This window comes from Vibrio sp. 1159, from assembly GCF_033340395.1.
GTDB classification, from domain to species: Bacteria; Pseudomonadota; Gammaproteobacteria; order Enterobacterales; family Vibrionaceae; genus Vibrio; species Vibrio alginolyticus.
The window spans coordinates 177,558-203,109 of sequence record NZ_JAWOWL010000002.1 but is presented as its reverse complement, the minus strand read 5'-3'; the positions used below and the strand labels follow the sequence as shown (position 1 = coordinate 203,109).

Genomic DNA, 25,552 nt, shown 5'->3' with positions numbered 1-25,552 from the left:
TCATGGATTGAGTACGAACAGGAAATCGGAACCTAATTTAAATTTCTGCTTGTGTAATGAGAATTGTTATATTATAACATCGCAAAATTAAATGTTATAACATAACAAAAAGGAAAAAGTAGTGAATAAGAAATTGGTGTCTCTCGTGATCGGTAGCATTTTTGCATCCCCTGTTTTTGCCGACACACTATCGAACCCACAGATTGGTGTTGTTGTTGATGGCTACTACCAAGATGGCCAACGTCATAATTCTGAGCGCGAAGAAGGCTTTGGTCTAGGCCATACGGAATTAAACTTCTCATCGAATATCGACGACAAGTTTTACGGTGCATTGACCGCGGTTCTTGAAAGTCACGGTGATGAGACAGAATTAGAGCTTGAAGAGGCATTCATCGAAACTTTGGCATTGCCATATGGTGTAAATGTGCGCGCTGGCCGATTCCTATCTGACTTTGGTTACCTGAACAACCAACACATGCACACCGATAGCTTTGTCGAGCGTCCAATTGCTTATCGTACTTTCCTTGGCTCGCACTACTACGATGATGGTGTACGTGCAAACATCGTGTTGCCAACCGACCTTTATGTAAAACTTGGTGTAGAAGCGCTCAGTGGTAGCAAAATGTCTTCTGTCGAAGATGGTTCTGAAGTTGGCGTGTACACCACGACGCTGAAGCTTGGTAGTGACTTCTCCGAATCTTCAAGTTGGCAGTTTGGTTTAAGTTACCTGCGTAACGAAAACGGCAAGGTTAAAGAATTCGAAGATCACGACCACGGTCATGAAGAAGAGCATGAGCACGATCACCATCATGGCGCAGCAGTGACAGGTGCGAACCTTTACGGTGCTGATTTTGTTTGGAAATGGGCACCAGACGGTAATTACAAATACAGCAACTTCACGCTATCGGCTGAATACATGCTGTTAGACGGTGTGGTAGATAGCAAATATAAAAACGATGCAGAGTCACCAAACAACTTAAGCGCTTACTATGTTTCGGGTGTTTATCGCTTCAACCCAAGCTGGTCAGCAGGTCTACGTTACGGCGAAGCAGAAAGCTACGATGGTCATGCACATGGCGACCACATGCATTTTACTGAGCTGAATGATAAAGAAATGGATGCGATGATCGCATGGGATTCTTCTCACTTCGGTACTATCCGTGCGCAATACACTCGCATTGATAACCAAGACAGTGAGACAGACAACGTGTTCACTCTGCAATACGTGATGACATTTGGAGCGCACGGTGCTCATGCGTTCTAAGCTGACATTAAATAAATGCAGTTTGGTGATGATGGCGGCAGGAGCTGCCATCATTGCTTCGCCTGCTTTGGCTCTAAACATTTTCGTTTGTGAGCCAGAATGGAAAGCCTTTCTTGAAAGCCACGCGCCAGATGCCAGTATTTATTCAGCGACAACGGCTAAGCAAGACCCACATTACGTACAAGCTCGTCCTTCTTTGATTGCGAAGATGCGCCAAGCGGACATGGCAATGTGTTCGGGCGCAGAGCTAGAGGTGGGGTGGTTACCTATGCTGCAAGTTCGTAGCAGCAATGCGGCGGTGCAAAATGGTGCGCCGAGCATGATCTACGCGACGGACTTCGTGCGCATGTTAGATACTCATGCTCACGTTGACCGTAGCATGGGAGATATACACGCTCACGGTAACCCACATGTTCAATTTGCGGCAAATGACATGATTCCATTATCTCGTAAAGTCACGGAGCGCCTAAAAGCGATTGATCCCGACAACGCACAAAGTTACCAAGTGAATGGTATGAAGTTTCGTGCTCATTGGCGTAAAAAGCTTAAAGAATGGAATGAGAAAGGGGCTGCTTTAAAGGGTAAGCAAGTTGTCGGTTATCACGCGACGTATCGTTATTTGTACGATTGGCTCGGAATGAAGCAGATTGCCGATCTCGAACCTAAACCGGGCATTTCACCGACCACATCTCACCTGCAATCACTCACCAAGTTAAATGCCGACAGTTTTGATGCGATTGTTTACTCCTCTCATCAGGATCAGCGTCCAGCGAACTGGTTGCAAGATCATACTGACAAACCTGTGATTCAACTGCCATTGACCGTTTCTGAGGGTGAAAGCTTGGATGAGATGTACGATCAGGTCATTGATGATTTACTGGATGTGTTAGTGCCGCCCGTTCCTGTGAGGATCTAAGTATGGCGGATTATGCATGGCTTTTACCTGCGGTTTTGTGTGGTTTAATTGCGTTGGTTGGCAACATCGTTCTGGGGCAACAAGTTCTTAATCGTCAGATCATCTTTATAGATTTGGCGGTGGCGCAAGTTGCGGCATTGGGGGCAGCACTAAGCCACTACTGGTTGAGCCAATACGCGCTGTTCTCAGGCTCATTCTTTGGCGAAATGATTGGCCCTTGGGTGATGTCTTTGATGCTTTGCGGTTTGATTGCCTTAATGGAGAAACGATACCAGCAACATTTAGAGCCCATGATTGGCAGCTTGTTTGTCGTGTCTGCATCGCTGGCGATCCTGCTGGTGAGTAAAGACCCACACGGCGGAGACTTTATTCAAGGCATTCTTAATGGGCAATTGTTATGGGCGACTTGGGCAGACGTTTGGCCTCTGGCACTCATTACCGCTGCGATGTTGCTATTGGTTTGGTTAAAACCTGCGTTTATGCGCGGTAGTGGTTTTTATCTGATCTTTGCTATTCTGATGCCCATTACGGTCAAGTTAACCGGCATTTATTTAGAATTTGCTTTGTTGGTGATTCCAGCTTTATGTGCGGCAGCATTGAAGGGAACTCGATTCTTTGTCGCCAGTATCAGCATTGGTATTGTTGGGATCTTATCGGGTATTGCCGCATCGGCTCGCTATGACTTACCGAGTGGTGCGAGTATTGTGATCACCCTGTTTATTGCTGGCATGTTGTTTAATCTCTTGCTTCAGCCTTTTCTGGTGAAAATAACAAAACCAGCTTTTGTAAGAGATTAAGAGACAAGTAATATTGGTCTGATGAAGTAGTATTTGATTAATCAGACCAATACTTTTCTATCCAAGTCCTCCAATCGCGTAACTTTGCGCCTTCCAACACACTTTCTTACGTTGATCTTGCCATAGTCATCAAGTTGCCTTGATTAGTTCACATTCGACTCCCAGACTGTTTCTATAGTTTTTATAAGATATAAAAGACCCTGCGTATGAGAAGCGCAGCTGTAACGCGACTAGGCATAAAAACAAAAAACGCTAGGGATACAAGCGAATTTGTAATCTCAACATTTAAGGAAGACCAAGATGAAACCGGAAAAAGTAGCAGTAGTCACTGGTGCGGCTCGTGGTATTGGCCAAGCGATTTGTGAACAATTACTGGAGGATGGATTCCACGTAATCGGGCTAGATATATCGCCCGTGGAATGGAGCCAGTCGGCGCAGCTAAGCAGTTATCAAGTCAACTTGTGTGATGCCAAAGCCGTCAGTGAAGTAGTAGAAAGTGTTGTAGAGCAGCACGGAAGAATCGATGCTCTGGTTAACAACGCGGGCATCACTCGAGATGCACTGTTGCCAGACATGTTAGAGCAAGACTGGGACAGCGTGATCGACGTGAACCTAAAAGCGGTGTTCTTACTCACCCAGCGCGTTGCTCCTGTCATGCTAGAGCAGGGTACAGGCAGTATTGTTAGCATTTCTTCTATAGTGGGAACGGATGGTAATATCGGCCAGAGCAACTACGGCGCAAGTAAAGGCGGCGTCATCTCAATGAGCAAAGGCTGGGCGAAAGAACTTTCAAGAAAGGGTGCACAGATACGCGTCAACTGTGTCGCACCAGGCTTTATCGCCACCGACATGACCAAGAACTTGCCAGAGAAAGTCATTCAAATGATGGAAGGCAAAACCCCATTAGGGCGCATGGGCTCAGTTCAAGATATTGCCAATGGCGTCTCTTTCCTAACCTCAGATAAGAGCGCCTACATCACAGGCCAAGTGCTCAAGATTGACGGTGGGCTGGTGTTATAGCTCGCTAATCAAAACGTCAAATAACAAACGCCCTTTATTTATGTGAAGGGCGTTTTTGTTTGAGGAACATTAATTGACCTGCTGGTATTTTTTTGCTCCTAAATGATTCAGTGGAATCAGTCAATAGTACGTGATGGAAGGTATAATTGCTTACTTTTATTAGCGAAGAAACTGATTGTATTGAGTGTTTTGTAGCCACTTGTTTTCTGGTAGCTTACAGCTCTTATTAAAGCTGTTGTGCCAGTCACATCTAATTGACCAAACATACAAGGAAGGAATTGTGAAGTATACGCCAAAGCCTATTCGACCTAGCAACCCATCTGCATTAGAGTTGGTTATTTATTACTACGAATGTCAAGCGGCCTGAATATCACGACAAAAAGAATAGTGTTGCGCTTAACAATGAATCTAAAGAAGCTTGCAAGCAGCGTACTGATGCTTTGGAAAAGGATTGGGCACACCTTCAGCATGAGCGAAAAAAGATCACTTCTCAGGTGATGCTACAGCAGGATCTTGAAACATGCCGTGCTGAAAACAAGTTGAAAGATGAAGATGAGTTGTTCGAGGAGGCTCATCATCCGACTTGTGTGCTGGCTCGTAATCTCACTGCAGTTGGTGAACCTAAGCCGAGTAGCATCCATGACCCACATCATATCATTCCGGGTAAAGGGCGGTTTCAGCAGGTTAGACTTGTTGTGACACGATTAGCTCTTCATGCTCACGGTATTGGAATCAATGACCCGTTGAATGGCGCTTGGCTACCTCGCTATAAAAATGACAAAGGTCACTGGGCAGGCAGTGAAGCACCAGCTCATCGAGAGATACATCGGTATAACTATGAATCATGGATTGTGAATACGTTTAGTTCTCCAATGCTGCCTGAGCAGGCAATGATTAGTCGCTTACAAAGAGTAAAGCACAAACTTCTGCATGGTGGATATCCGCAGAAAATTATTGAAAAGAAAGACACTAGCTGGAGCGGTCAATCATGAAAATCTACCAGTTAAAGCAACGCCCTGAGGAGTTTAAAACTCTAACTCTGGATATTATGAATCTTGCTAATCAGCTTGGTAATAAAAAGCTAGTAAGGCAACTCCGACTGCAGCCTTCTACTAATGAGCCTTTACTACCAATTTGGAAAGATGGTGTGGTTGGCGATTTTGAGGATGTTTTAGGAAAAAACTCTACGATGCCGGACATATCAACATGGTATAGCACATATCTAGCGCTAACTGCAGGTGCATGCGATAAGCTAGAATCGGTACTAGCGTCTGAGGGGGAGTTCTTGCCTATAAACGTTGGTGACGAAACCATATATGCTTTTAATTGCCTTAGTTTTGGCGCTGAAGATGAGTCTATGTGCCTTAAGAAACATACCGATGGTTTTGAAGATGGTCTGGAAACCATTGAATTTGATGAAGAGGATATCGAACCACGCTATGTATTCAAATCTCGCTTACAAGGCTGTACAGTGCTCTATGCTACAGAATCTTTCAAGCTTTTGTGCGAAGAGCATGGACTAGAAGGACTTAAGTTTGATGAAGATTTGCTGGATCCGTTTTAGTAGTTGACCAATGGGGTTAATGAATCCAACCACTACACTAGAAATTTGCAATACCTAAGCTAATGTTAGTGGGTTAATCGGGTCGTGGTTTTTCACAGTAGAGCCAAATTAGAAGTTGCATTTATTGCTAGTTCTGTCTTTTCTTTAGTAACAGTAGAATATGAAATCATGCAGTCGAGGCGTCAGGTGGCGGGATTGCAAAGCAGTCTTTATCTCTAGTATCAAAGAGGACGGGGAGCCGCTTTTTACAGGCGACTATATCGAATACACTAATTAGCGCAGTTTTAATAAGCGTAATGAAAATGAGAAGCTGAGAAAGCCCGAGAAGAACTATTAAGTCGAGATTCCTTTCTAATATGTAGTGAGTGGGTTGATTTGGCCAACCGACAAAAGGATTTGTAACATCTATAATTGTCCATTAAATGCTAATTTAGCAAAACCTACAACTCAATTTTCCAAAAATGAGTTTCGTTAGCTTGAATTAGAATAGCAAAGCGCTCTTCACGAAAGTTAAGGGCGTTAACAGCCTTTCATGTTGTTTGAACCAAGGTATCGAGATCCGCTTCGCTCTTAGTTACGTTCAACCTTAGCTGCTACTTTTCATCAACAAATAGAGATGAGTTACCATCAAGTAGCATAGGGAAGCGCGTGAGCACTATTCTCTCAAATGAACACTAAACCCCTTCTTTGTAGCCTGTCACCTTCAAACTACTTCCTCTAGCGCTAACAATTAATTCAAATGTGCGCTGGTTAATGATTTTTCTGTAAGTAACACAATTGAACGTGATAGAAGTAACAAAATCACCTCTTTGCGGTAACGTTCCCGAAAAGTTTATATATTATCGCCCTCATTGATATAAGTAGTAGAGACGCTCTGAGTACGAGCGCTCTGAAATTCAGGCTTTAGATGGACATTTAAAGTCACCATAAGTTTGCGATTTTTCTTGGGAACGTTTGCAATATGCCTAAGTATAAATTTACGTGAGACTATGGAAATGAAACTACACACTTTGACGATGGCAGTAGCGCTTGGACTGGTTACTGCACCTGCATTCGCAGCAACAGATGTTGACGCTCTTGAAAAGCGAATTAATGAATTAGAACAGAGACTTGAGCAGACAGAAAAAGCATCCACAGAAGCAAATGAGAAAGCCTCAAGCTTTGAGTTTCATGGCTACGCTCGTTCCGGGCTACTGATTAATGACGATCTGAATGGTGCAGTGGGTACTGGTCCTTACATGACGGCAGCTGGTGCTATTGGCGCTCCAGTTGGGCGATTAGGGGTAGAGGATGATCATTATGTGGAAGCAAACCTTATTCACAAACGTTTTGCAGATGATGGTTCCAGCGCATTGTTCCGAATCATGTTGGCAGATAGTACGGAAACCAATAACGAATGGACGGCGAGCGAGAGTCAATTAAACGTTCGTCAGGTATATGCTGAGCTAAACAAGTTGAGTATGTTCTCTGAATCAAGAGCTTTTGCTGACGCGACGTTTTGGGCTGGTAAACGATTTGATCGTGATAACTTTGACATTCACTTCTTTGACTCGGATATTGTTTTCTTATCTGGCACTGGTGCTGGTGTGTATGACGTCCAAATGAGCGAATCATGGAAAGCAAACTTCTCGATCTATGGTCGTGATTTTGGTGAGATTGATAGCTCGTCAACGGATGTTGAAAACTATATCGCGACAATGAACAACCGCTTCGGTAATTGGCAATTGATGCTGAGCGGCATGACGTCAGCTGATAACAATGATCGCGTAGAAGGAGCAGCGGACAAAGGTTTACATGCGATGTTTGCCTACCATGGCGATAACTTCTTTGGCATGAGTGAAGGCTTCTCTAAAACCGGTATTTTGATGGGTGATGGATTGGGTGCGGAACTTAAAGGCATCGGTTCAAACGGAGATTTGTTAGAAGACGCAAAAGCCGTACGCTTGTTTAGCTATGGTGTAACACGCATCGGCGACAACTGGCGTGTAGCACCTGCGTTGCTAGCAGAACACAGCCAAGATCGCTTTGCTAAAAATGATGAATTTACGTGGGCTTCGTTCAACATCCGCTTAGCGCAAGAGTTTACGCAGAACTTTGAGATGGTTTATGAAGGCTCATACCAATACATGGACCTAGACAATGCGATTGATAAAGCAAGTGGCAGTTTTTACAAAGCGACAATTGCACCAACGCTTAAGATGTCTACCGCTGCAGGTTTCTTTGACCGTCCGGAGCTACGTTTTGCAGTTAGCTACGTTGATTGGAGCGAAGACTTGAATGGCTACTCGATTAGCCAGGATGCGGGTGCTGCAACGATGGGTGATGGTGGTGAAGTTCTGTTTGCACTGCAAATGGAAACTTGGTTCTAAAGGGACCTAACCTACAAAGAGTAATAAGAAAAGCGCCAACTGATTTCAGTTGGCGCTTTTTCATTAACAGGACTGACGCTCAATAGTTTTGAAGGTTAGTACCATCTTACTCATTTCAAAACTTCTGTTGGCAATTCTATCTAGTAACAGTTTCGCACCATTTTCCCCTGCTTTATCAAATGCATAGTTAAATGTTGATAAGGTTGGGGTGCACACTGATGCGAGCTCATCATCACCAACGCCTAGCACTAAAACGTCTTTACCCGGTGTTAACCCGAGCTCTTGAATCGCTCTCATCGCACCGATAGCAATACGGTCTGTCGCACAGAACAAGCCATCTAGCTTAGGGTTCTTTGTTAAGTGTTGTTTTGCCAATGAATAGCCAGAATCGATGGTAAAGTCACCACGAGCATGGAAGGCGAGCTCAAAACCATGATGCTGTAGCGCTTGAACAAATCCTTCAGAGCGTTGCTTATCTACCGCGATATCGTCACCTTGCACACCAATAAAACCCATAGTTTGGCAACCTTTTGCAACCAGTCTATTTCCCGCTTCAAACCCTACTCGTGCGTCATCATGAATGATGCTTGGAATGTTAAACATGGAACCATCTTGACCGACGAGCACAACTGGAACGGCTGAGTTTTGAATTGCTTTTACCAGCTTGGAATCGAGGTGGGTGGCGTAAAGAATGATCCCTTCAACCCGTTTTTGGTTAAAGATCTGAATGTATTCCAGTTCTTTTTCGTGGGCTTGGTGAGTGCTAGCAAGTAAGACATGTTTCCCGGCTTTTTCAAGGACATCGGTTAATCCATCGACACCTTGGGATGTGGCATGAGAGGAAACCCGAGGAACAATGACACCAACCAGATTGGTCTTTTGAGATTTTAGATCTTTAGCGACTTGGTTCGGCACATAGCCACACTCCGCTACTGCTTGGCGGACCTTCAGTTTTGTCGCTTCTTTTACGCCATATTCATCGTTTATAACCCGTGACACTGTTGATTTTGATACGCCAGCCAGACGGGCGACATCATGCAGACTCGCCATTGTTCCTATCCATTCTGTTTTTCGTTTTTGGGATTGTTTGCAAAGAGAAGATGAAAAGCTCTTTGATAAGTAGCGATTCTAACCTCCTATACTGCTCTTAGGGAGAGAATTTGACGATCATTCTCACATTCTCTCTGCTTTATCTTTGATCATTTGGTTTTATTGAGCAAAAATCTGTTTTGCAAACGTTCCCGAAAATTTCGCAAGCTCAGATAATAATCCAATGGGGTATGAAATGAATTATCCGGCAGTAGCAAAAGAGTTGTTAACTCTATTAGGTGGTAAAAGCAACATCACCGCACTTGCGCATTGTGCGACACGCTTACGCCTTGCCGTTGCAGATGAGCAAAAAATAGATGAACAAGCGATTGATAGCCTTGAAGGAGTAAAAGGGCAGTTCAAAGTTGCGGGTCAGTACCAAATCATTTTTGGATCAGGCATCGTAAACCAAGTTTATGCAGAAATGGCGAAGTTGACGGGGATGAGTGAAATGTCCACCAACGACGTTGCGTCTGCTGGCGCAGAGAAACAAAACATTGTTCAGCGCGCGGTGAAAGGGCTGTCTGATATTTTCGTCCCAATCATTCCCGCAATCGTCGCTGGTGGTTTGTTGATGGGTATCTATAACCTATTGACTGCTCAAGGCTTGTTCATTGATGGCAAATCTTTGATTGATGCCAACCCAGGACTGACAGACTTGGCGAACATGATCAACACGTTTGCGAACGCGCCGTTTGTTTACCTGCCTATTCTGCTGGCATTTTCAGCCAGTAAGAAGTTTGGCGGTAACCCATATTTAGGGGCGGCGCTAGGTATGTTGATGGTTCACCCTGACTTGCTGAATGGTTGGGGATTCGGCGGCGCATCTGTGTCTGGCAACATTCCGGTTTGGAATATTCTTGGCTTTGAAATCCAAAAAGTGGGTTACCAAGGTTCGGTGTTACCGGTTTTGGTATCGGCATTCATTCTTGCGAAGGTTGAGCTAGGCTTACGTAAAGTCATACCTTCTGTTTTAGACAACCTTTTAACGCCATTACTGGCGATTTTCATAGCGGGTTTGCTGACGTTTACTGTCGTCGGTCCGTTCACGCGTGATATCGGTTTCCTATTGGGTGATGGTCTGAACTGGCTATACAACACTGCTGGCTTTGTTGGTGGTGCGGTATTTGGTCTTATTTATGCTCCGTTTGTTATTACTGGTATGCATCACAGCTTCATTGCGATTGAAACTCAACTTCTTGCGGATATTGCGACGACGGGCGGCACCTTTATCTTTCCTATTGCGGCGATGTCTAACGTTTCTCAAGGAGCGGCAGCGTTGGCGGTGGGCGTGATGAGCAAAGATAAGAAGATGAAAGGTATTGCGATTCCATCGGGTGTTACGGGTTTGCTGGGTATTACAGAGCCAGCCATGTTTGGTGTTAATCTAAAACTACGTTACCCATTTATTGCGGCAGTTTGCGCTGCGGCGTTATCGAGCGCGTTCATTACAATGTTTAATGTGAAAGCTCAGGCATTGGGTGCAGCAGGTCTTCCAGGCATCATTTCTATTACGCCAGAGAAGATTGGATACTACATCGCGGGTATGGTGATCGCGTTCTTGACCGCATTTGTTCTCACCATTGTTCTTGGTATGCGTGACCGCGCTAAAGTTGGTAGAAAAGCAGCGGCTTAATCTGAACTCCTTAAGGGTGGAGTCCCCCAAAATCCACTTCTTTTCCTAAATGTTTGGGGTGCTAGCCAAGCACTAATGGCTTGGCTAGCCTTTTTCAATTTTTACTTGGTAGTGAAGGTGTTCAACACGTTGGACTATCAGGGCTTTAATTTCAAGGTAAGCAAGATGAATCAAGTGTGGGTAACTGGTGATGCTGTTGTCGATCTAATACCGGAATCTGAGACTTCTTTACTCAAATGTCCCGGTGGTGCACCAGCGAATGTCGCCGTAGCAATTGCTCGTCTATCTGGTAAGAGTGCGTTTTTTGGACGTGTGGGTGATGACCCATTTGGTCGCTTCATGCAATCAACGCTCGATCAAGAGGGCGTGAGCACGGAGTTTCTCGTTAAAGATCCTGAGCAAAGAACATCAACAGTGGTGGTGGATTTAGACGAGCAAGGTGAGCGCAGCTTTACGTTTATGGTAAAACCGAGCGCTGATCAGTTTATGTCTGTTGAAGACATCCCAAACTTTAAGCAAGGTGACTGGCTACACGTTTGCTCAATTTCACTGGCAAATGAGCCAAGTAGAAGCAGCACGTTTGAGGCGATCAAAAGAGCAAAAGCCGCTGGTGGTTTCATTAGCTTTGACCCTAACTTGCGCGATGAAGTGTGGCAAGATCAATCAGAGATCCAAGCTGTCGTGATGAAGGCTGTAGCGATGGCTGATGTGGTTAAGTTCTCTGAAGAGGAGCTTTTGTTCTTAACTGACTCAACATCGATGGCGCAAGGTTTACAACAAATAGCCTCTTTGAATATTGCTTTGGTCTTGGTGACACAAGGTGCTAAAGGCGTTTGGCGCGTCTTTGAAAATCAGAGTGAGCTGATCACTGGTCAAGTCGTTAGTCCGATTGATACCACAGGTGCGGGTGATGCTTTTGTCGGAGGGCTACTGGCATGTCTGTCTCAGCATGACGATTGGAAAAATCATCCTGTTGTTAGCTCTGCGATTCAATGGGCAAATGGCTGTGGTGCATTAGCGACGACGCAAAAAGGCGCAATGACTGCGCTTCCGACCCAGACTGAGTTGCTGCAATTTATTGGGCAATGATCTCCAGATCCAATTTCAGTTGAGAAAAATTATGAGCTTAAACAACCGTTGGACTGTAGAGCAAAGATATCGCCGACTTGAGCAAATCCCTCAGTGTGATATCGAAGAAATGACACTTTTACGTCAGCAAGATAAAGGCTTTCCTAGTTTTCATATCGCCCCTAGATTTGGGCTGTTAAATGACCCAAATGGGTTGTGTTATTTCAATGGTGAGCACCACATCTTTTACCAGTGGACGCCTGTGGGACCAGTCCATGGAATGAAGTATTGGTATCACCTTTCTACTAAAGACTTCATCCATTTTACTGATCATGGCGTGGGTCTTCATCCTGACCAAGACTACGATTCACATGGTGTATATTCGGGCGGCGCTTTGGTGGAAAACAACAAGGCTTTGCTGTTTTTTACTGGCAACAAGCGTGACCAAAACTGGAATCGAATCCCAACACAGTGTTTTGCCACCATGGATTCAGACGGCAACATTGAAAAGCATGGTGTGGTCATTGAGAACGAACATTACACGGAGCACTTTCGTGATCCAAAAGTTTGGAAGAAAGGCGACGACTATTTGATGGTGGTGGGTGCTCAAACCAAAACCGAGCATGGTTCAATGGCGCTCTATCAAAGCAAAGATTTGAAAACGTGGCAGCATAAAGGTCCTATCAAGACCAAGTTTTCTGACCTTGGGTACATGTGGGAGTGTCCTGATTTCTTTGAGATTAATGGTCAATCGGTGATGCTGTTTTCTCCACAGGGCGTGAGCAGTAATAATCCTTATGATTTCAAAAACATCTATTCTGTTGCGTATATCGTGGGTGATCAGTTGAACCTAGAGTCGATGATTTTAGAAAACCACCAAGATATTTTGCAGCCAGATTATGGGTTTGATTTCTACGCCCCACAAACCTATTTAGATGAGAATGGGCGTCGCATTCTTATTGCATGGATAGGGTTGCCAGAAATCGACACACCATCGGTCACACACCAGTGGGCAGGAATGTTGTCTCTTCCTAGAGAACTAACGTTGAAAGATGGTTTTCTTGTTCAAGCTCCGCTCCCTGAGCTGAAGAGTTTAAGAAAAGAAGAGGTGGTCTTTGCACAATCCCATACACTGGAAAGCACAAGTTGTTTGATCCAATTAGACCTTGAGGGCGATGGCTTTGAACTTGAGCTGAGTAACCTCAAAGGTGACAACATCGTCTTTAGTGCGACAGAGCACGAGTTTATGTTGGACCGTCGTCACATGTCTCATTTGTATGCAGAAGAATTTGGTAGCATTCGAAAAGCACCAAGATTGGACGCTAAGCAGACGATTGATATATATATCGACAATTCTGTCATCGAGATTTTCATTAATGGTGGCAAACACACGATGACCAGTCGTTTCTTTATTGATGACCTTAGTAAAGTAACGTTGATAGGGTTGGAACAAGCAAGGCTTTTCCCTTTGAAAGGTATAACTGGTTTGTTTGAATCAGCTAAGTAACGGTTTCGAATACATTAAAACGCCCTTCATTGATTTAGTGAAGGGCGTTTTTCTTTCTAACTATCTAACTTAACTGCCTATCACGCACGTAAGTTGTTTGAACTAAGGTATCCAAAACAACTTCACTCTTGGTCACTGTATAGTTTAGCAGCGGTCCTAAATCACCAAACAGAGGAGCGCAGCCGAGTGTAGCTTACTCATCGTTGGCATCTCGAACCTAGTTCACATTACCGTGACGTTTTTACTTATAGCGTGAAAGAAAATCCCATAACCAAAGGTTCTAACTAAAAGAGATTGCAGGACTTTTATTTAGCGAATTCGACCTAATATCTTGAGTATGCCTAATCGCAGTTGGCGAAGAGGTGATGTTAATAATGCTTGCTGGCGCGTAAGACCCGTCAGTTTGAAGATGCATTCAAACACAATAAGGGAAAACAATGGCTAACGAATACATTCCACCAAAAGTTTGGACAAACGATAATGAAAACGGCGGTCAGTGGGCGAGCATCAACCGTCCGGAATCTGGCGCACGTCATGAGCAAGAGCTTCCAGTTGGTGAGCACCCATTCCAACTTTACTCAATGGGTACCCCAAATGGTCAGAAAGTGACGATCATGTTTGAAGAGCTTTTGGCGGCTGGCGTAACGGCAGCAGAATACGATGCATACCTGATTAAGATTGGCGATGGCGACCAGTTTGGCTCTGGCTTTGTGGCTGTTAACCCAAACTCCAAAATTCCGGCATTGGTTGACCGTTCGGGTTCTGAGCCAGTGAACGTGTTTGAATCTGGCAACATCTTGTTTTATCTAGCAGAGAAGTTTGATCATTTCTTACCAAAAGAAGGCGCTAAGCGTGCTGAGGTAATGAACTGGTTATTCTGGCTGCAAGGTTCTGCGCCATATCTAGGCGGTGGTTTTGGTCACTTCTACGCGTACGCACCAGAGAAGTTCGAGTACCCAATCAACCGCTTTACAATGGAAGCAAAACGTCAGTTAGATGTATTAGACAAGCGTCTTGCGAACAATGAATTCCTAGGTGGCGATGAGTACAGCATCGCTGATATCGCAACATGGCCATGGTACGGCAACCTTGTGTTGGGTCGTGCTTACGATGCGGCTGAATTCTTAGACGTAGAAAGCTACAAAAACGTTGTGCGTTGGGCAAAAGTAATTGATGAGCGTGAAGCGGTAAAACGTGGTCGAATTGTGAACCGTTCATGGGGTGAAGAATGGGAGCAGTTACCTGAGCGCCACAGCGCAGAAGATATTGATAAAGTATTGAAACTTAAGCCATAAGCAATCTTGGCCTAGCTACGTCAAATGAGTTTAGTTTTATCTATGCTTATACAGTGACCTTAATCAAATCTATAGCGCACCATATACGGTGCGCTATTTTTATTCTCATTTAGTCTCGAAATGCTAATTTATATCACCTCTTGAAGAGCATTTAGTTCGTAGATGAATCTTTAATGTATTTATATATTATGATGCAAAACAAAGCTCATATTTCCATGTTAAATATGGACTGGTCATACTGCTTTCTAATAATTAAATTATTTAAAAATTATAAACTAATTTTATATCCATTATAAATAAAATTAATGATAATTAATATTTGACATAACCACTAAATTTATGTGGAATATGCGGGTTGATTTGTTTTGAAGAAATAAAATTAATTTCTAGTACTTTTATTTAAGACAAGCTTAGCTTTTAGCGATGTTTAATTATTAATGCTTATATCATGAAAGAGGATATGTATGATGTCGTCGTTTGAGTCGTACTGGGTTGGGATACGTCAAAGAATAGCCGTACAAACCGAAGGTAACCGCAGTTTAAAGTCTCTAGTCATTAAAAAGCAGCGTGTGAACTTAAATAACAGTGGGTTATCCTTTCGCGCTAAGTCCGGATGCCTTATCCCTCACTGTTATACCAAGTTCTCTGATGAGATAAACCTAAAAACATCGAAAAAATCGTCTCTTAGTTTTAAAAAAGGAAAGCTGTATTTTTCTCCAGTTTAATAATAAATGAAATTTGCATAAATTATAATATTAGGTTTTTAAATTTATCGATAATTAATTACGATTTTATGATGCGTTTTCAATATGTTTTCTTGGTAAATAATTAGCTGGGCTTATTGTTGATTGTTTTTGTTGTTTCCTATTTAGATATGGATAAAAGCTCAACTACTTTTCCTATACCAACTTACTCCCTGAATTGACTTGCGCGCTTTTTCTCCCCTCTCAAAAAACATAGCGTTACGGAATTATTTTCGCTCCTGTTTCATTCTTCAAGACGAAAGCTCTACCTACCTCTCATTATTTTCGACAAACATTGAGTAAAAGTAACCAATCGTAACAAGGTGGCTGTAACTGAGCGCCGTTTCAATATACTCGTTTTTTAACTAGGTAATCCCGCGCTTTGAATTCATTCGGGTACCGTTTGTAAGCCTTAAATGCTACTAAGATAAGATGTCATGATGAGAAAAAGTACTATATTACACACAATGTTAATTACAGGGTTCGCTGCTGTATCCTCGTTAGCTTATGCTGCGCCTTCAGTTGTGCCAAATGCGCCGGAACTCAGTTCTCGTGGTTATGTTTTGATGGACTTCCATACGGGGAAAGTACTGGTTGAACGTGATGCCCACAAACGTTTAAACCCCGCGAGTTTAACGAAGTTGATGACTGCTTATGTAGCTGGTCAAGAAATTAATACAGGCAATATTACGTTGAATGATGAGGTTGTCATCAGCCGAAATGCTTGGGCAAAAAATTTCCCAGATTCTTCAAAAATGTTTATTGAAGTCAATACTTCCGTTTCTTTGTCTGACTTATACCGTGGTCTGATTGTTCAATCTGGTAACGATGCCAGTGTTGCTATTGCTGAGCATGTTGCGGGAAGTGAATCAGGGTTTGTGAGTTTGATGAATAGTTGGGCCGACAAGCTTGAATTGTCTAACACGGCATTCACCAACCCTCACGGCCTAGACAGTGACGGTTTATATTCGACACCTTATGATATTGCCAAGTTGGGCCAAGCGATTATTCGTGACTTACCTGATATCTATCCGCTGTATAGCGAAACCTCGTTTACTTACAATGGCATCACTCAATACAACCGTAATGGCTTGCTTCGTGATCGTAGTATGAATGTCGATGGCATGAAAACTGGTTATACAAGCGGCGCGGGTTATAGTCTAGCGACTTCTGCAACACAAGGTGATATGCGTTTGATTGCCGTAGTGATGGGAGCGAAGAGTGAGAATGTTCGTGAATCAGAAAGCAAGCAGCTGTTGAGTTATGGCTTCCGCTTTTACGATACGGTAATGCCGACTGAGGCGGGTGCGGAACTTGCGAAAGCTCGAGTTTGGATGGGCGAAAAAGACGAGCTTACTGTCGGCGTAGCTAACGATGTTTATCTCACTTTGCCAAAAGGAGATGTAAAAAATCTGCAAGCGGAAGTTGAATACAACGGTGATTTAGTTGCGCCAATTTCTGAGCAACAAGTGGTTGGTAAAGTGCTTTACAAAGTCGACGGTAAGGTCGTAAATGAAGCCGAGCTCGTTGCATTGGAGTCCGTGGAGGAAGGCAGTTTATTCAAGCGAATTTTAGACTGGTTTAAGCAATTGGTCGCTAGCTGGTTCTAAACAGTAGCGAACTTCTGTCTATATCACTCTATCTTGTTAATGTTCTATTAAATCAATTTACTAAGGCGACCAACGTGGTCGCCTTACGTTTTTGGAATACTCGTTGCGTTAAAACACAGGCCCTCTTGTAAGGGTGTGTTTTTACCTGACCAAGAGCGTTTTGTGTTTTTGGGTGCGAGAGAAAAGAAACTAGAACAAGAATGGAGTGACACGTGCACAAGATTTTATCTTTGACATTGATTTTATCGCTCATGGGCTGCGCTATGCCTTACCAGCAGGAGGTCGATAGCGGCCAATGTGTTGGAGTCATGACCTCTCAGGATGCATATGGTTATTTAAACCCAAACCATTACACGATGCAGGTACTCGCGCTAAAGCAAGAAAAAGATGTGAAAGATTATATTCGCTATATCGATCCTAAGCATCCGGTTTGGGTTAACTGGAAAAACAGCCGAGGCACGCGTTGGTATACGGTAACTGTTGGTGATTTTAAAACGAAGCAGGATGCCTACAATGCGCTTTCTTCATTACCAAGCCGTGTAAAGCAGTCATCCCCGTTTGTGCTGACTTTTGCGGAAATGCAGCGTAAGCAACAAACGAGTGTTGTCAGAATGCGTTAGCCAACAAAAAACGGAAGCGATGGCTTCCGTTTTTGTATTTAGGAGTAAGCTTAAAGCGCCGCTAAAATCGTTTCTGCTTTGCTTGCTTCAAACTCTTTTGGCTCTTCAACGTTAAGCTTAGTCACTGTGCCGTTTTCAATGATCATCGCGTAACGTTGTGAGCGAATACCACCAAAGCCGCCTGTATCCATTTCAAGACCTAATGCTTTAGTAAAGCTAGCGTCGCCATCACCCAACATCAGAATCTCAGAAGCGTTTTGAGCTTCGCCCCACGCTTGCATCACAAATGCATCGTTTACAGAAACGCAAGCAATTAAATCAACACCTTTTGCCTTTAGCTCATCAGCTAATACCACATAGCCTGGTAGATGAGCTTCTGAACAGGTAGGGGTGAATGCGCCAGGTACAGCAAAGAGTACGACTTTCTTGTTCGCAAACAGTTCTGTAACGTCGTGGTTAACCATACCATCGGCAGTCAACTCACTAAGAGTTGCAACTGGTAGAGCTTGGCCTTGTTGAATCATGATTCTATTCCTTTTTGTGTGCTAGTTTAGCTTTCTCAGTCTAGCGTTTATAAATGCGGTTAACCACAGAGTCTTTGTAGGGTTTTAATACCTACGCGTTTGACCTAAGGCGTGGCACTATGTCTTTATTGCAACGCTTCGTGCTGGTTTACGTATTGGCTAACAAGGTGACGATATTTCGCCTTTAACTCGTTATCGATAAAGCTGGCATCAATCGCGTTCATTGTAAATTGGGCAAGTTCACTCTTACTCATTGGATGTGCGTTGTTGACGGCCAGAAAGTTATCCGTCATGTAGCCACCAAAGTACACAGGATCGTCTGAGTTAATCGTTACGGCGACACCTTTTCGTAGCAAATCCACAATATTGTGATCTTTCATATCGTCGAATACACATAGCTTAAGATTCGATAACGGACACACTGTCAGTGGCATTTGGCTTTCGATTAAGGATTCAACTAATGCTTCATCATCAACACAGCGAACACCGTGATCCACGCGGCTCACGTAAAGCATTTCAATGGCATCGCTAATATTTTGTGCGGGGCCTTCTTCTCCTGCGTGAGCAACGGTAAGTAAGCCTTCTTCTACTGCTTGTTTAAATACGCGCTTGAATTTAGCTGGCGGATGACCTTGTTCTGAAGAGTCTAGTCCAACACCAATGATCTTATCACGGTGTTTCAGAATAGCCTGTAGGGTCTCTATGGCGCTCTCTTCTGAAAGGTGACGGAGAAAACACGCAATAATTTGCGAGGTAATGCCAAGTTTTTCGTGACCATCTTTTAGCGCACGAGCGATTCCATTGATAACAGTGTCAAAGTCTATGCCGCGTTCTGTGTGTGTTTGAGGGTCAAAAAAGATTTCGGTATGAATAACGTTGTCTTCTTTACAGTGCAGTAAGTATTCCCAAGTGAGATCGTAAAAATCTTGCTCAGTACGCAGAACTCCCGCTCCTTGGTAATAGAGGTCGAGAAATGATTGTAAGTCTGTGAACTGATATGCGCTGCGTAGTTCACTCGGAGAAGAGTAAGGGATCTCGATGCCGTTTCGTTTTGCTAATTTGAATAAGAGTTCCGGCTCAAGTGAACCTTCGATATGTAAGTGCAGCTCTACTTTTGGAAGACCTTGAATAAATGCGTTCATATTCCACCTTATGTGTATTGTGGATGCAGTTACTCTAAGAATAGGTATAGATAGAAATAAATCGAACGCTATCACAAAGAGTAAGACCCACGATGATCTCAACTCTTCGTAATCAGCACTTTGCGGGAACTGGTAGAGACCCCCAAACCATATCATTGGGGTTATACGAAGCAAACGAGAGGGATTATACGCAAAAATATCGCTTTGGCTATACGCAAATAACCTAACTGTCATTAGTCACGGGTTTTCCTGTGAGCGAAACGACTATTTGCAAGTCACTTGAGTATAGAGGAGCCAGTTGTTTTTGCGTGTGTGAGAGGCACGTGTAATTAGAAGAGTAGTCTAAAAGAGTGGAGATTCGTTTGAGCAAAGGTAGGTGGCGGTACCTTGCACAACGATAAAGGCAGAGAAAGCACTAGAGAGCATTTATAGATCGAATAACTTATCAAATTCTCTTTGTTCCATAATGTCTTCTATGCGGCGTCGAGTTTTCTGCTTTACCGCCGCCGCGTTTTGTTCAGACTCTTTTGTGTCTTTTTCTGACTGCTTCTTACTTTTTCTAGCCATTGGATACCTTCCAAATTAGTTGCATTATCCATTAATGCATGAAAACTGAATCAGTTAACAGTAAAACTTCCTAACTTTGAACCTGAATCACAGAGAATAGTTCCAGATTGCGTTTTCTCACAATATTCAAAATCGATCATGAAGCTATGAGAAAGAAGTTTCGGTAATACGTGCCTTCGTAAAATATCACCATTTAATTGATGTATTTTAACGTTCCAAGAGGTTTGAGGTTGTTCTAAATTAAATTCAATTTCTAACATTTATTCTCCTGTTTTTTAGTGATTTTCTCTTTGTTAAGTAATTGATACCAATGCCTTTGACGGCCAGTTCTTTTTGAGGACATGATTTTTCCTATAAATAATAAATTAAGCAGTACTATTCAGTTTATTTTAGATAGCACAAAGCAATGCCTAAAATTAGGCTGAGTGATTGATGAAAGAATATTTTTGAAGGAGAGAGGTTTGGTGCAGCATGGGCATGCTACACCAAGAAAAGCAGTCTTATAGAGGAGTTACTTCAGTCGCTTGAGGACCTTTTTTACCTTGCTCTACATTGAAGCTTACTTTCTGACCTTCAGTCAGTGTTTTGAAACCGTCAGAAACGATAGCGTTAAAGTGTACGAATACATCTTGGCCGCCGTTGTCTTGAGATAGAAAACCGAAGCCTTTAGTTTCGTTAAACCATTTTACTGAACCAGTTACTTTAGACATAAAAATACCTTTGAATTAAACATTAAAATTATGATTTGTTTTGTGGATCTTTTCTAAGCTATTGAATGTTCAATCAAGAGGAAGTTGTACGCAGGTGTCTGAATTGGGGATTCAAGATTTTACTGAGAGGAAACTTAAACTAAATGTTGCATTAACAGCTCTCTTCTAAGAGCCAAGGCACACTATACACCTTGTTTAGAAAATAGCTACATTTATTTTAGATAAATTAAATGTGCTCATTATTAACTCGATAAATTGTATTATTCGAAAAAGTTGAATAAGTAGAACGAATAGTATGGCTCATAATTTTAGCTCATCAACCTAAAATAGAACCTTATCGATAGCCATAGATTGAACATGCGACTTGCAAGCGGTCACAAAGATAAACTAGGAGAACTAGTATGAGTACATTCAGAGAAATTCGTCAGCTTATTCCTGCACAACCTACTGCTGATGGTGATGGAGTGAAAATTCGCCGTGTAGCGGGTTTCAATCATGCTAGCTTTTCTCCATTTTTGATGATGGATGAACTCAAATCAGAAGACCGCGCTGACTATATCGGCGGTTTCCCTCCGCATCCGCACCGCGGTATTGAGACGCTTACTTATATGTTGAAAGGTCATTTCCAGCATCGTGATCATATGGATAATGTTGGTGAGCTTCGTTCCGGTGGTGCACAGTGGATGGCGGCAGGAAGAGGCGTCATCCATAGCGAAATGCCTATTATGAAGGAAGGCGAATTGCATGGTTTCCAAATTTGGATTAACCAGCCTGCGAAAAATAAGATGCAGCCAGCTCAATATCATGACTTTCAACCTGAAACGATCACTGAGTTTGATACTCCGAATACGGGGGTTGTACGTTTGATTGCGGGTCATATGACTATAAACAACGAACGAATTCAGGGGCCGCTAACAGAGACAGGTGTTGCTGCCACGGTAGCCGATTGGAGAGCGATGGGGGGGCAAGCTTTGAATTTGAACACGGATCAAGACAACAACATGATGCTCTATGTCTATAAAGGTCGTATTCAATTAAAAGGTCGTGAGATCAATCAAGGCGAAATGGCCATTTTATCGAAAGGTGAATGGGTTGAATTGCAGGCCGAAAAAGAGAGTGGTGCACTGATCTTTATTGGTGAGCCAATTAATGAACCCGTGGTGCATTATGGCCCTTTTGTCATGAATAGCATGGAAGAGATAGAACAAGCCATCCAAGATTACAACTCTGGGTTGTTTGAAACTTACTAGTTTGGACTGCCTACTCGCTTTTTCAGTTAGCGAGCAAATTAAAACAGTTTTGAGCCTGAATATTGGGCTCGACCAGAAGCAAATACGATAATCCACTGCCATCGAATTTGCGTTAGCCACGTTTAATCCACGTGGCTTTTTTCTACTTCTGACTCCATCGTATGATGGCTTCCTTTCCTGCTTCAATTCCTAACTCATAAGCATGACGCAGTGGTGCTGGCGATCGACTCAGCCGTTTCAACTTGAATGTTTCAGGAGGACACACTTGAATGATTTCGATACCAGGTGGTGGGTTGTTGATCAGCGCTAAGGTCTGATTGTAGCGAACTTCACGTGTCAACATAGGTTCAATTAATCCGGGCGTTTCTTTCAACATCCTCCTAGTTAGGGCGCTGAATTTTCCTCTTGGCTTTTGATAGCTTGCGGGCTGACTGCGTAAAACCATAATCTTTTTGGCTCCTCGCTTTATTGCTTCTGCAACAGGAAGTGCGTCTGAGACGCCACCATCAACGTATTGAATTCCGTTCAGTGATACGCCATTTCGGTAAAGTACAGGCAGTGCGCTGCTGGCTTTCATTGTTTCTGCCAAGTCGTCGATATCAGGAAGGTGGTACTCCGCTTGCCCATTGTCTTGACGCGTCACGCCTAAAAAGAAAGGTCGTGAATCAGCTTTGAGCGCAGATTTATCGATGCCAAGTTCTTCGAGGGTGACATTCCACATCCAGTCTAAGTTCATCATATCACCACCACGTAGAAGTTGAGATGGAGAGATAAATTCTTTTCTTAAGCTGTAATCGAGGTAGATTTTTAAGTTACGTCCGGGCATTTTAGCTAAGTAGGCAGCCAAGTTGCTAGCACCCGCAGACACTCCCCAAAAGCTATCAAATGGAGAGAACTCGCTAGCAAGAAAATGATCGAGTATGCCGCATGAAAATACGCCTCGCATGGCTCCACCTTCGACAATCAATGCTCGAGAGCCTACTTTTTCCATCACTTCGCTCCACTCTTTATCAATCGGATAATAGCGTGCAGCTTAACGCATAATGGTTTTATACCCAAGTGGGCCAAAGGTCTAGGTTGTGTTCCTTTGAATAAAAAGGGCATCAACGGATGCCCTTGTCACTTTTAGCCTATGGAATTGCGGGTAATTGAGTCGCTAATTTAGTGAAGGAGACCGAGCCAATTAGCCCCCTTACATAGAGCCATACCTGTAGTCCCATACTGATCGTTGTTGGAATAGTTTGATGATCACTTGTTAAATAGGCATACAAACACTATCCAGAGCGTTGTAAGCAAAAGTAATGGGGTGAATACTTTCTGGATAGAAGCGCCATCAGTTAAATTGTAAATTTTGATGGATTCATTATAGAACGCTCGTTTGAATTCTTTGAAGCTAATGTCGCTCTTCGCATGCGACTGTTCATAGTGCTGGTGCGCAGCGTCCGATAGCTGGTATTCCAAGTCTTGGAGCTCGTACTCCTTGTTAAAAAACGCATCCCAAGCCGAAAGGCGGGCTATCGTTTTAGGAGATGGATCCCCATTTAGTTTCTCTAGACGCTTAGCATAAGCTGCTTGATATTTATCCACGGTATATTCCTGTCTGAATAGACGTTGAGTTAGAACATATGTAAAAAGAAAAATAAGTAATAAAAGGTTTTTTACGTTCTATACCTGTGATAAATGCTAAAAAGTTCAATGCTCTAGCACTCCGATGTCGCAAATGATATTGATGGAATTGCTCTGCGACAAATAAAATAATTACTCTAGATAACAACGAATTTTTGTTGTTTTTTAAAAAAACTGATCATGAGATTGAGTGGGGAGTTTTACCGAGAAGAATTTCGCTACTGTAACTCTCTATATTTACTCAAAAAGAGAAAATCTTAGAAGCTTTCTTTGATTGATGTGAGATATTTTAGGTCGAAAAGCATTAATTTTGGCTATGATTATAGTTCGTCTTTTTGTTGTTGAACTCTACTTCGAGGGAGAGAGAACCCATATTTCGAGCATAGGATAGCTCGCTTTTTCGTTACGTCGTTCTTGGAGTTTGAGTCAGTGACGACGCTATGAGTCTAGCATCTTGAACTCGATTGGGCGTATTAATTAATTATAAAAGTAAAGCAGTGCTGAGCTAGGATAAACTTCAACGTAAAGGTGACGGTATGAATATACAATCAGCCATTATTGAATATGCGATAGCGATTATAGGCTTACTTTTGACGGGCGTTACCCTCTGAGCATGACTGCCCAGAGGATAGAAAGTGCATTAGCCGATCGCTAACGATTGATGTTATATCGAGCCATTGCAGCTTCTTCAGACGATACAACCGTTTTACCAATTGGTGCGAGTGAAATAACCGCTAGTTTGAGGTGTTGGAGCGCAAACGGAATGCCGATTATGGTGACAAAGCATGCTGCTGCAGAAAGTACGTGACCGATAGCTAACCAAAGGCCTGCAAACACAAACCAAAGGACGTTACCAATAACGCCGAGCGGACTCGTGCCAATGTCCATTTCATTGGTCAATTCATCGCGTGAGATGGCCTCTTTACCGAATGGGAAAAAGGAAAAATTACCCATAACGATACACGCACGCCCCCAAGGTATTCCGATGATGCTAATAAAGGCCAAAATACCAAAAAACCACCATAGCAACCCCATAAATACGCCACCAAATACAAACCAAATGATGTTACCAAGTGTTCTCATTCTATTTCCTTTATTCTTGAATGTGATGATTCAGATACCTGAGAGCACCGTAAAACAAATCTAAACCGTCTGTTTTGTCAATGTGTGCTTTTGTGCCCTCATTCACCTGATTGATAGAATAATCGCCGTAGTCTTAACAGAGAATGAATGCCTTCCTTAATGCAAGTCTTTTTAGTATAGAGCGTAATACTCAATCAAGCATATAGCCAAGAATCGCATTATATAGAGACAACTTTCTCGAGATATTGACAAATTTGCTCTGCCAATCGATGGCTGGCAATGTTGCGTGTTACTACTTCATCAGCAATATTTCCAGACTCAACGACGCCAAACCAATCGAGCAACATCGAATGGAAACCTTTACTCGTCAGCATTGGCGTCCAGTCTTTCAAATTGATTTTTTGCTCTTGGTTAGCTTGCCATAGTTTGCCTTCAACGAAGGAGTCGAACTCAACTGCCTTGTTTGCATAACAAGCTTGAACGCGCTCTGTAGTGATACCGAAGTGGCGATTCATCGAGGCGTGGAGCAAAGTATCTCCATGTTGCCACTGAATATCTAAACGCGCCAACTGACCACCTTCAAGTTGATGAGTTACATAAGCATCTTTTAGATCTGCTTTGGCTGTGACGTTAACGCTGTCTAATGGGTGAATAAAATCATCAAATATAAAGGTACGAACATCCCCCGGTAGTTGGTGACGGTTCTTTTCCCAGCGTAGCGACTTTAAGTCAGATATGTTGCCTTGCTGCACTTGTGGCATATGTTGGTTATAAAGTGGAATGTGACGACGGTTAAAGCCCACATAGAGTGGCTGTCTCTCTTTTTCGGCAATATCGTACAGCTTTTCGACGTCATCAGCACTGTTCGCTAATGGTTTGTCGACAAAGGTTGGGATTCCATGTTGCAGAAAAAATGCCGCTATTTGAAGGTGTACGCTTGTTGCCGCATGAATCATGACGGCATCGACGCCAAAGTGCAGAAGTTGTTGGTAGTCCTGGCAGATCTCTGAGATTCGATACTGCTTAGCCAGGCTCTCAAGTGTGTTTGGGTTGCGGGTACAAAATACAAGTTCGATATTTGGAAGCTGAGTGATAACAGGAAGGTATGCTTTCTGAGCGATATCCCCTAGACCAATAATACCAATTTTCATC

The 25,552-nt window shown here is 43.1% G+C and carries 24 protein-coding genes and 1 riboswitch; of the genes, 14 read left to right on the top strand and 10 right to left on the bottom strand.

Features of this window, described 5'->3' with window-relative positions; translation table 11 throughout:
• The first annotated feature begins 121 nt into the window (after positions 1 to 121).
• The 7 genes from R7127_RS02650 to R7127_RS02620 all read left to right on the top strand — a co-directional run bounded on the left by R7127_RS02650 (position 122) and on the right by R7127_RS02620 (position 7,930).
• A complete protein-coding gene (locus tag R7127_RS02650) occupies positions 122 to 1,264 on the top strand; it encodes a hypothetical protein (protein WP_005373731.1) in 1,143 nt (380 codons plus the stop codon).
• Positions 1,254 to 2,180, top strand: coding sequence for a metal ABC transporter solute-binding protein, Zn/Mn family (locus R7127_RS02645; RefSeq protein WP_064376205.1), 927 nt, complete (start codon positions 1,254 to 1,256; stop codon positions 2,178 to 2,180). Before R7127_RS02650 ends, R7127_RS02645 begins: the two co-directional genes overlap by 11 nt.
• 2 nt (positions 2,181 to 2,182) lie before the next feature.
• Positions 2,183 to 2,977, top strand: a complete 795-nt coding sequence (locus tag R7127_RS02640) for a metal ABC transporter permease (protein ID WP_005373725.1) — start codon at positions 2,183 to 2,185, stop codon at positions 2,975 to 2,977.
• Positions 2,978 to 3,277: 300 nt separating this feature from the next.
• A complete protein-coding gene (fabG, locus tag R7127_RS02635; protein WP_064376207.1) occupies positions 3,278 to 3,997 on the top strand; it encodes a 3-oxoacyl-ACP reductase FabG in 720 nt (239 codons plus the stop codon).
• Between the two features lie 440 nt (positions 3,998 to 4,437).
• A complete protein-coding gene (locus R7127_RS02630) occupies positions 4,438 to 4,989 on the top strand; it encodes an AHH domain-containing protein (RefSeq protein WP_050550087.1) in 552 nt (183 codons plus the stop codon).
• On the top strand, positions 4,986 to 5,561 hold the full coding sequence (locus R7127_RS02625) for a hypothetical protein (protein ID WP_033906347.1): 576 nt from the start codon (positions 4,986 to 4,988) through the stop codon (positions 5,559 to 5,561). Before R7127_RS02630 ends, R7127_RS02625 begins: the two co-directional genes overlap by 4 nt.
• Positions 5,562 to 6,556: 995 nt before the next feature.
• Entirely contained in the window at positions 6,557 to 7,930 is a 1,374-nt protein-coding gene (locus R7127_RS02620) for a carbohydrate porin (RefSeq protein WP_047123052.1), read from the top strand.
• 63 nt (positions 7,931 to 7,993) lie between these two features.
• Here the strand turns inward: R7127_RS02620 and R7127_RS02615 are convergent, their stop codons facing one another.
• A complete protein-coding gene (locus R7127_RS02615; RefSeq protein ID WP_017633789.1) occupies positions 7,994 to 8,980 on the bottom strand; it encodes a LacI family DNA-binding transcriptional regulator in 987 nt (328 codons plus the stop codon).
• Between the two features lie 235 nt (positions 8,981 to 9,215).
• Here R7127_RS02615 and R7127_RS02610 point away from each other — a divergent pair, with 235 nt between their 5' ends.
• The 6 genes from R7127_RS02610 to R7127_RS02585 all read left to right on the top strand — a co-directional run bounded on the left by R7127_RS02610 (position 9,216) and on the right by R7127_RS02585 (position 17,498).
• Complete coding sequence (locus tag R7127_RS02610; RefSeq protein WP_025767958.1) at positions 9,216 to 10,655, top strand: sucrose-specific PTS transporter subunit IIBC; 1,440 nt, start codon at positions 9,216 to 9,218, stop codon at positions 10,653 to 10,655.
• Positions 10,656 to 10,820: 165 nt separating this feature from the next.
• Positions 10,821 to 11,744, top strand: a complete 924-nt coding sequence (locus R7127_RS02605) for an aminoimidazole riboside kinase (RefSeq protein ID WP_213895371.1) — start codon at positions 10,821 to 10,823, stop codon at positions 11,742 to 11,744.
• Between the two features lie 31 nt (positions 11,745 to 11,775).
• A complete protein-coding gene (locus R7127_RS02600) occupies positions 11,776 to 13,230 on the top strand; it encodes a sucrose-6-phosphate hydrolase (protein WP_213895370.1) in 1,455 nt (484 codons plus the stop codon).
• A 437-nt stretch (positions 13,231 to 13,667) separates the two neighbouring features.
• Positions 13,668 to 14,525: a glutathione-dependent disulfide-bond oxidoreductase gene (gene yghU, locus R7127_RS02595; RefSeq protein WP_213895369.1), complete on the top strand. Its 858-nt coding sequence runs from the start codon at positions 13,668 to 13,670 to the stop codon at positions 14,523 to 14,525.
• 1,183 nt (positions 14,526 to 15,708) lie between these two features.
• Entirely contained in the window at positions 15,709 to 16,878 is a 1,170-nt protein-coding gene (locus tag R7127_RS02590) for a D-alanyl-D-alanine carboxypeptidase family protein (protein ID WP_213895390.1), read from the top strand.
• A 212-nt stretch (positions 16,879 to 17,090) separates the two neighbouring features.
• On the top strand, positions 17,091 to 17,498 hold the full coding sequence (locus tag R7127_RS02585; protein WP_005373701.1) for an SPOR domain-containing protein: 408 nt from the start codon (positions 17,091 to 17,093) through the stop codon (positions 17,496 to 17,498).
• A gap of 50 nt (positions 17,499 to 17,548) precedes the next feature.
• Here the strand turns inward: R7127_RS02585 and R7127_RS02580 are convergent, their stop codons facing one another.
• The 5 genes from R7127_RS02580 to R7127_RS02560 all read right to left on the bottom strand — a co-directional run bounded on the left by R7127_RS02580 (position 17,549) and on the right by R7127_RS02560 (position 20,441).
• On the bottom strand, positions 17,549 to 18,022 hold the full coding sequence (locus R7127_RS02580) for a peroxiredoxin (protein ID WP_005373699.1): 474 nt from the start codon (positions 18,020 to 18,022) through the stop codon (positions 17,549 to 17,551).
• Positions 18,023 to 18,147: 125 nt separating this feature from the next.
• Positions 18,148 to 19,164 (bottom strand): adenosine deaminase, encoded by a 1,017-nt coding sequence (locus R7127_RS02575; RefSeq protein ID WP_017819853.1) that lies wholly within the window; start codon positions 19,162 to 19,164, stop codon positions 18,148 to 18,150.
• 89 nt (positions 19,165 to 19,253) lie between these two features.
• Positions 19,254 to 19,353, bottom strand: a riboswitch (purine riboswitch).
• Between the two features lie 237 nt (positions 19,354 to 19,590).
• Positions 19,591 to 19,731 (bottom strand): PA3496 family putative envelope integrity protein, encoded by a 141-nt coding sequence (locus R7127_RS02570; RefSeq protein ID WP_053307222.1) that lies wholly within the window; start codon positions 19,729 to 19,731, stop codon positions 19,591 to 19,593.
• Positions 19,732 to 19,781: 50 nt separating this feature from the next.
• Positions 19,782 to 19,991 carry a hypothetical protein gene (locus R7127_RS02565; protein WP_262584297.1) on the bottom strand — a complete coding sequence of 70 codons (210 nt, stop codon included), beginning with the start codon at positions 19,989 to 19,991 and terminating at the stop codon, positions 19,782 to 19,784.
• A gap of 240 nt (positions 19,992 to 20,231) precedes the next feature.
• Positions 20,232 to 20,441, bottom strand: a complete 210-nt coding sequence (locus tag R7127_RS02560; RefSeq protein ID WP_005373691.1) for a cold-shock protein — start codon at positions 20,439 to 20,441, stop codon at positions 20,232 to 20,234.
• Positions 20,442 to 20,842: 401 nt separating this feature from the next.
• Here R7127_RS02560 and R7127_RS02555 point away from each other — a divergent pair, with 401 nt between their 5' ends.
• Positions 20,843 to 21,691, top strand: coding sequence for a pirin family protein (locus R7127_RS02555; protein WP_017635146.1), 849 nt, complete (start codon positions 20,843 to 20,845; stop codon positions 21,689 to 21,691).
• 142 nt (positions 21,692 to 21,833) lie between these two features.
• Here R7127_RS02555 and R7127_RS02550 read toward each other — a convergent pair whose 3' ends face one another.
• The 4 genes from R7127_RS02550 to R7127_RS02535 form a co-directional block, all read right to left on the bottom strand.
• The gene (locus tag R7127_RS02550; protein ID WP_025767954.1) at positions 21,834 to 22,682 is read right to left on the bottom strand and encodes a patatin family protein; all 849 of its coding nucleotides are present in this window, start codon (positions 22,680 to 22,682) and stop codon (positions 21,834 to 21,836) included.
• A gap of 257 nt (positions 22,683 to 22,939) precedes the next feature.
• The gene (locus tag R7127_RS02545; RefSeq protein ID WP_017635147.1) at positions 22,940 to 23,278 is read right to left on the bottom strand and encodes a hypothetical protein; all 339 of its coding nucleotides are present in this window, start codon (positions 23,276 to 23,278) and stop codon (positions 22,940 to 22,942) included.
• A gap of 690 nt (positions 23,279 to 23,968) precedes the next feature.
• A complete protein-coding gene (locus R7127_RS02540) occupies positions 23,969 to 24,400 on the bottom strand; it encodes a YccF domain-containing protein (protein ID WP_005373685.1) in 432 nt (143 codons plus the stop codon).
• Between the two features lie 218 nt (positions 24,401 to 24,618).
• On the bottom strand, positions 24,619 to 25,551 hold the full coding sequence (locus tag R7127_RS02535; protein WP_213895368.1) for a Gfo/Idh/MocA family protein: 933 nt from the start codon (positions 25,549 to 25,551) through the stop codon (positions 24,619 to 24,621).
• Between the last annotated feature and the right edge of the window lies 1 nt (position 25,552).

Excerpts from the sequence above, each read along its gene's own strand:
- R7127_RS02605 (WP_213895371.1), top strand. The coding sequence starts at position 10,821 with ATGAATCAAGTGTGGGTAACTGGTGATGCTGTTGTCGATCTAATACCG.
- R7127_RS02540 (WP_005373685.1), bottom strand. The coding sequence starts at position 24,400 with ATGAGAACACTTGGTAACATCATTTGGTTTGTATTTGGTGGCGTATTT.
- R7127_RS02550 (WP_025767954.1), bottom strand. The coding sequence starts at position 22,682 with ATGGAAAAAGTAGGCTCTCGAGCATTGATTGTCGAAGGTGGAGCCATG.
- R7127_RS02590 (WP_213895390.1), top strand. The coding sequence starts at position 15,709 with ATGAGAAAAAGTACTATATTACACACAATGTTAATTACAGGGTTCGCT.
- R7127_RS02610 (WP_025767958.1), top strand. The coding sequence starts at position 9,216 with ATGAATTATCCGGCAGTAGCAAAAGAGTTGTTAACTCTATTAGGTGGT.
- R7127_RS02640 (WP_005373725.1), top strand. The coding sequence starts at position 2,183 with ATGGCGGATTATGCATGGCTTTTACCTGCGGTTTTGTGTGGTTTAATT.
- R7127_RS02625 (WP_033906347.1), top strand. The coding sequence starts at position 4,986 with ATGAAAATCTACCAGTTAAAGCAACGCCCTGAGGAGTTTAAAACTCTA.
- yghU (WP_213895369.1), top strand. The coding sequence starts at position 13,668 with ATGGCTAACGAATACATTCCACCAAAAGTTTGGACAAACGATAATGAA.
- R7127_RS02560 (WP_005373691.1), bottom strand. The coding sequence starts at position 20,441 with ATGTCTAAAGTAACTGGTTCAGTAAAATGGTTTAACGAAACTAAAGGC.
- R7127_RS02575 (WP_017819853.1), bottom strand. The coding sequence starts at position 19,164 with ATGAACGCATTTATTCAAGGTCTTCCAAAAGTAGAGCTGCACTTACAT.
- R7127_RS02645 (WP_064376205.1), top strand. The coding sequence starts at position 1,254 with ATGCGTTCTAAGCTGACATTAAATAAATGCAGTTTGGTGATGATGGCG.
- R7127_RS02615 (WP_017633789.1), bottom strand. The coding sequence starts at position 8,980 with ATGGCGAGTCTGCATGATGTCGCCCGTCTGGCTGGCGTATCAAAATCA.
- R7127_RS02620 (WP_047123052.1), top strand. The coding sequence starts at position 6,557 with ATGAAACTACACACTTTGACGATGGCAGTAGCGCTTGGACTGGTTACT.
- R7127_RS02535 (WP_213895368.1), bottom strand. The coding sequence starts at position 25,551 with ATGAAAATTGGTATTATTGGTCTAGGGGATATCGCTCAGAAAGCATAC.
- fabG (WP_064376207.1), top strand. The coding sequence starts at position 3,278 with ATGAAACCGGAAAAAGTAGCAGTAGTCACTGGTGCGGCTCGTGGTATT.
- R7127_RS02555 (WP_017635146.1), top strand. The coding sequence starts at position 20,843 with ATGAGTACATTCAGAGAAATTCGTCAGCTTATTCCTGCACAACCTACT.
- R7127_RS02565 (WP_262584297.1), bottom strand. The coding sequence starts at position 19,991 with ATGTTAGAAATTGAATTTAATTTAGAACAACCTCAAACCTCTTGGAAC.
- R7127_RS02570 (WP_053307222.1), bottom strand. The coding sequence starts at position 19,731 with ATGGCTAGAAAAAGTAAGAAGCAGTCAGAAAAAGACACAAAAGAGTCT.
- R7127_RS02600 (WP_213895370.1), top strand. The coding sequence starts at position 11,776 with ATGAGCTTAAACAACCGTTGGACTGTAGAGCAAAGATATCGCCGACTT.
- R7127_RS02580 (WP_005373699.1), bottom strand. The coding sequence starts at position 18,022 with ATGATTCAACAAGGCCAAGCTCTACCAGTTGCAACTCTTAGTGAGTTG.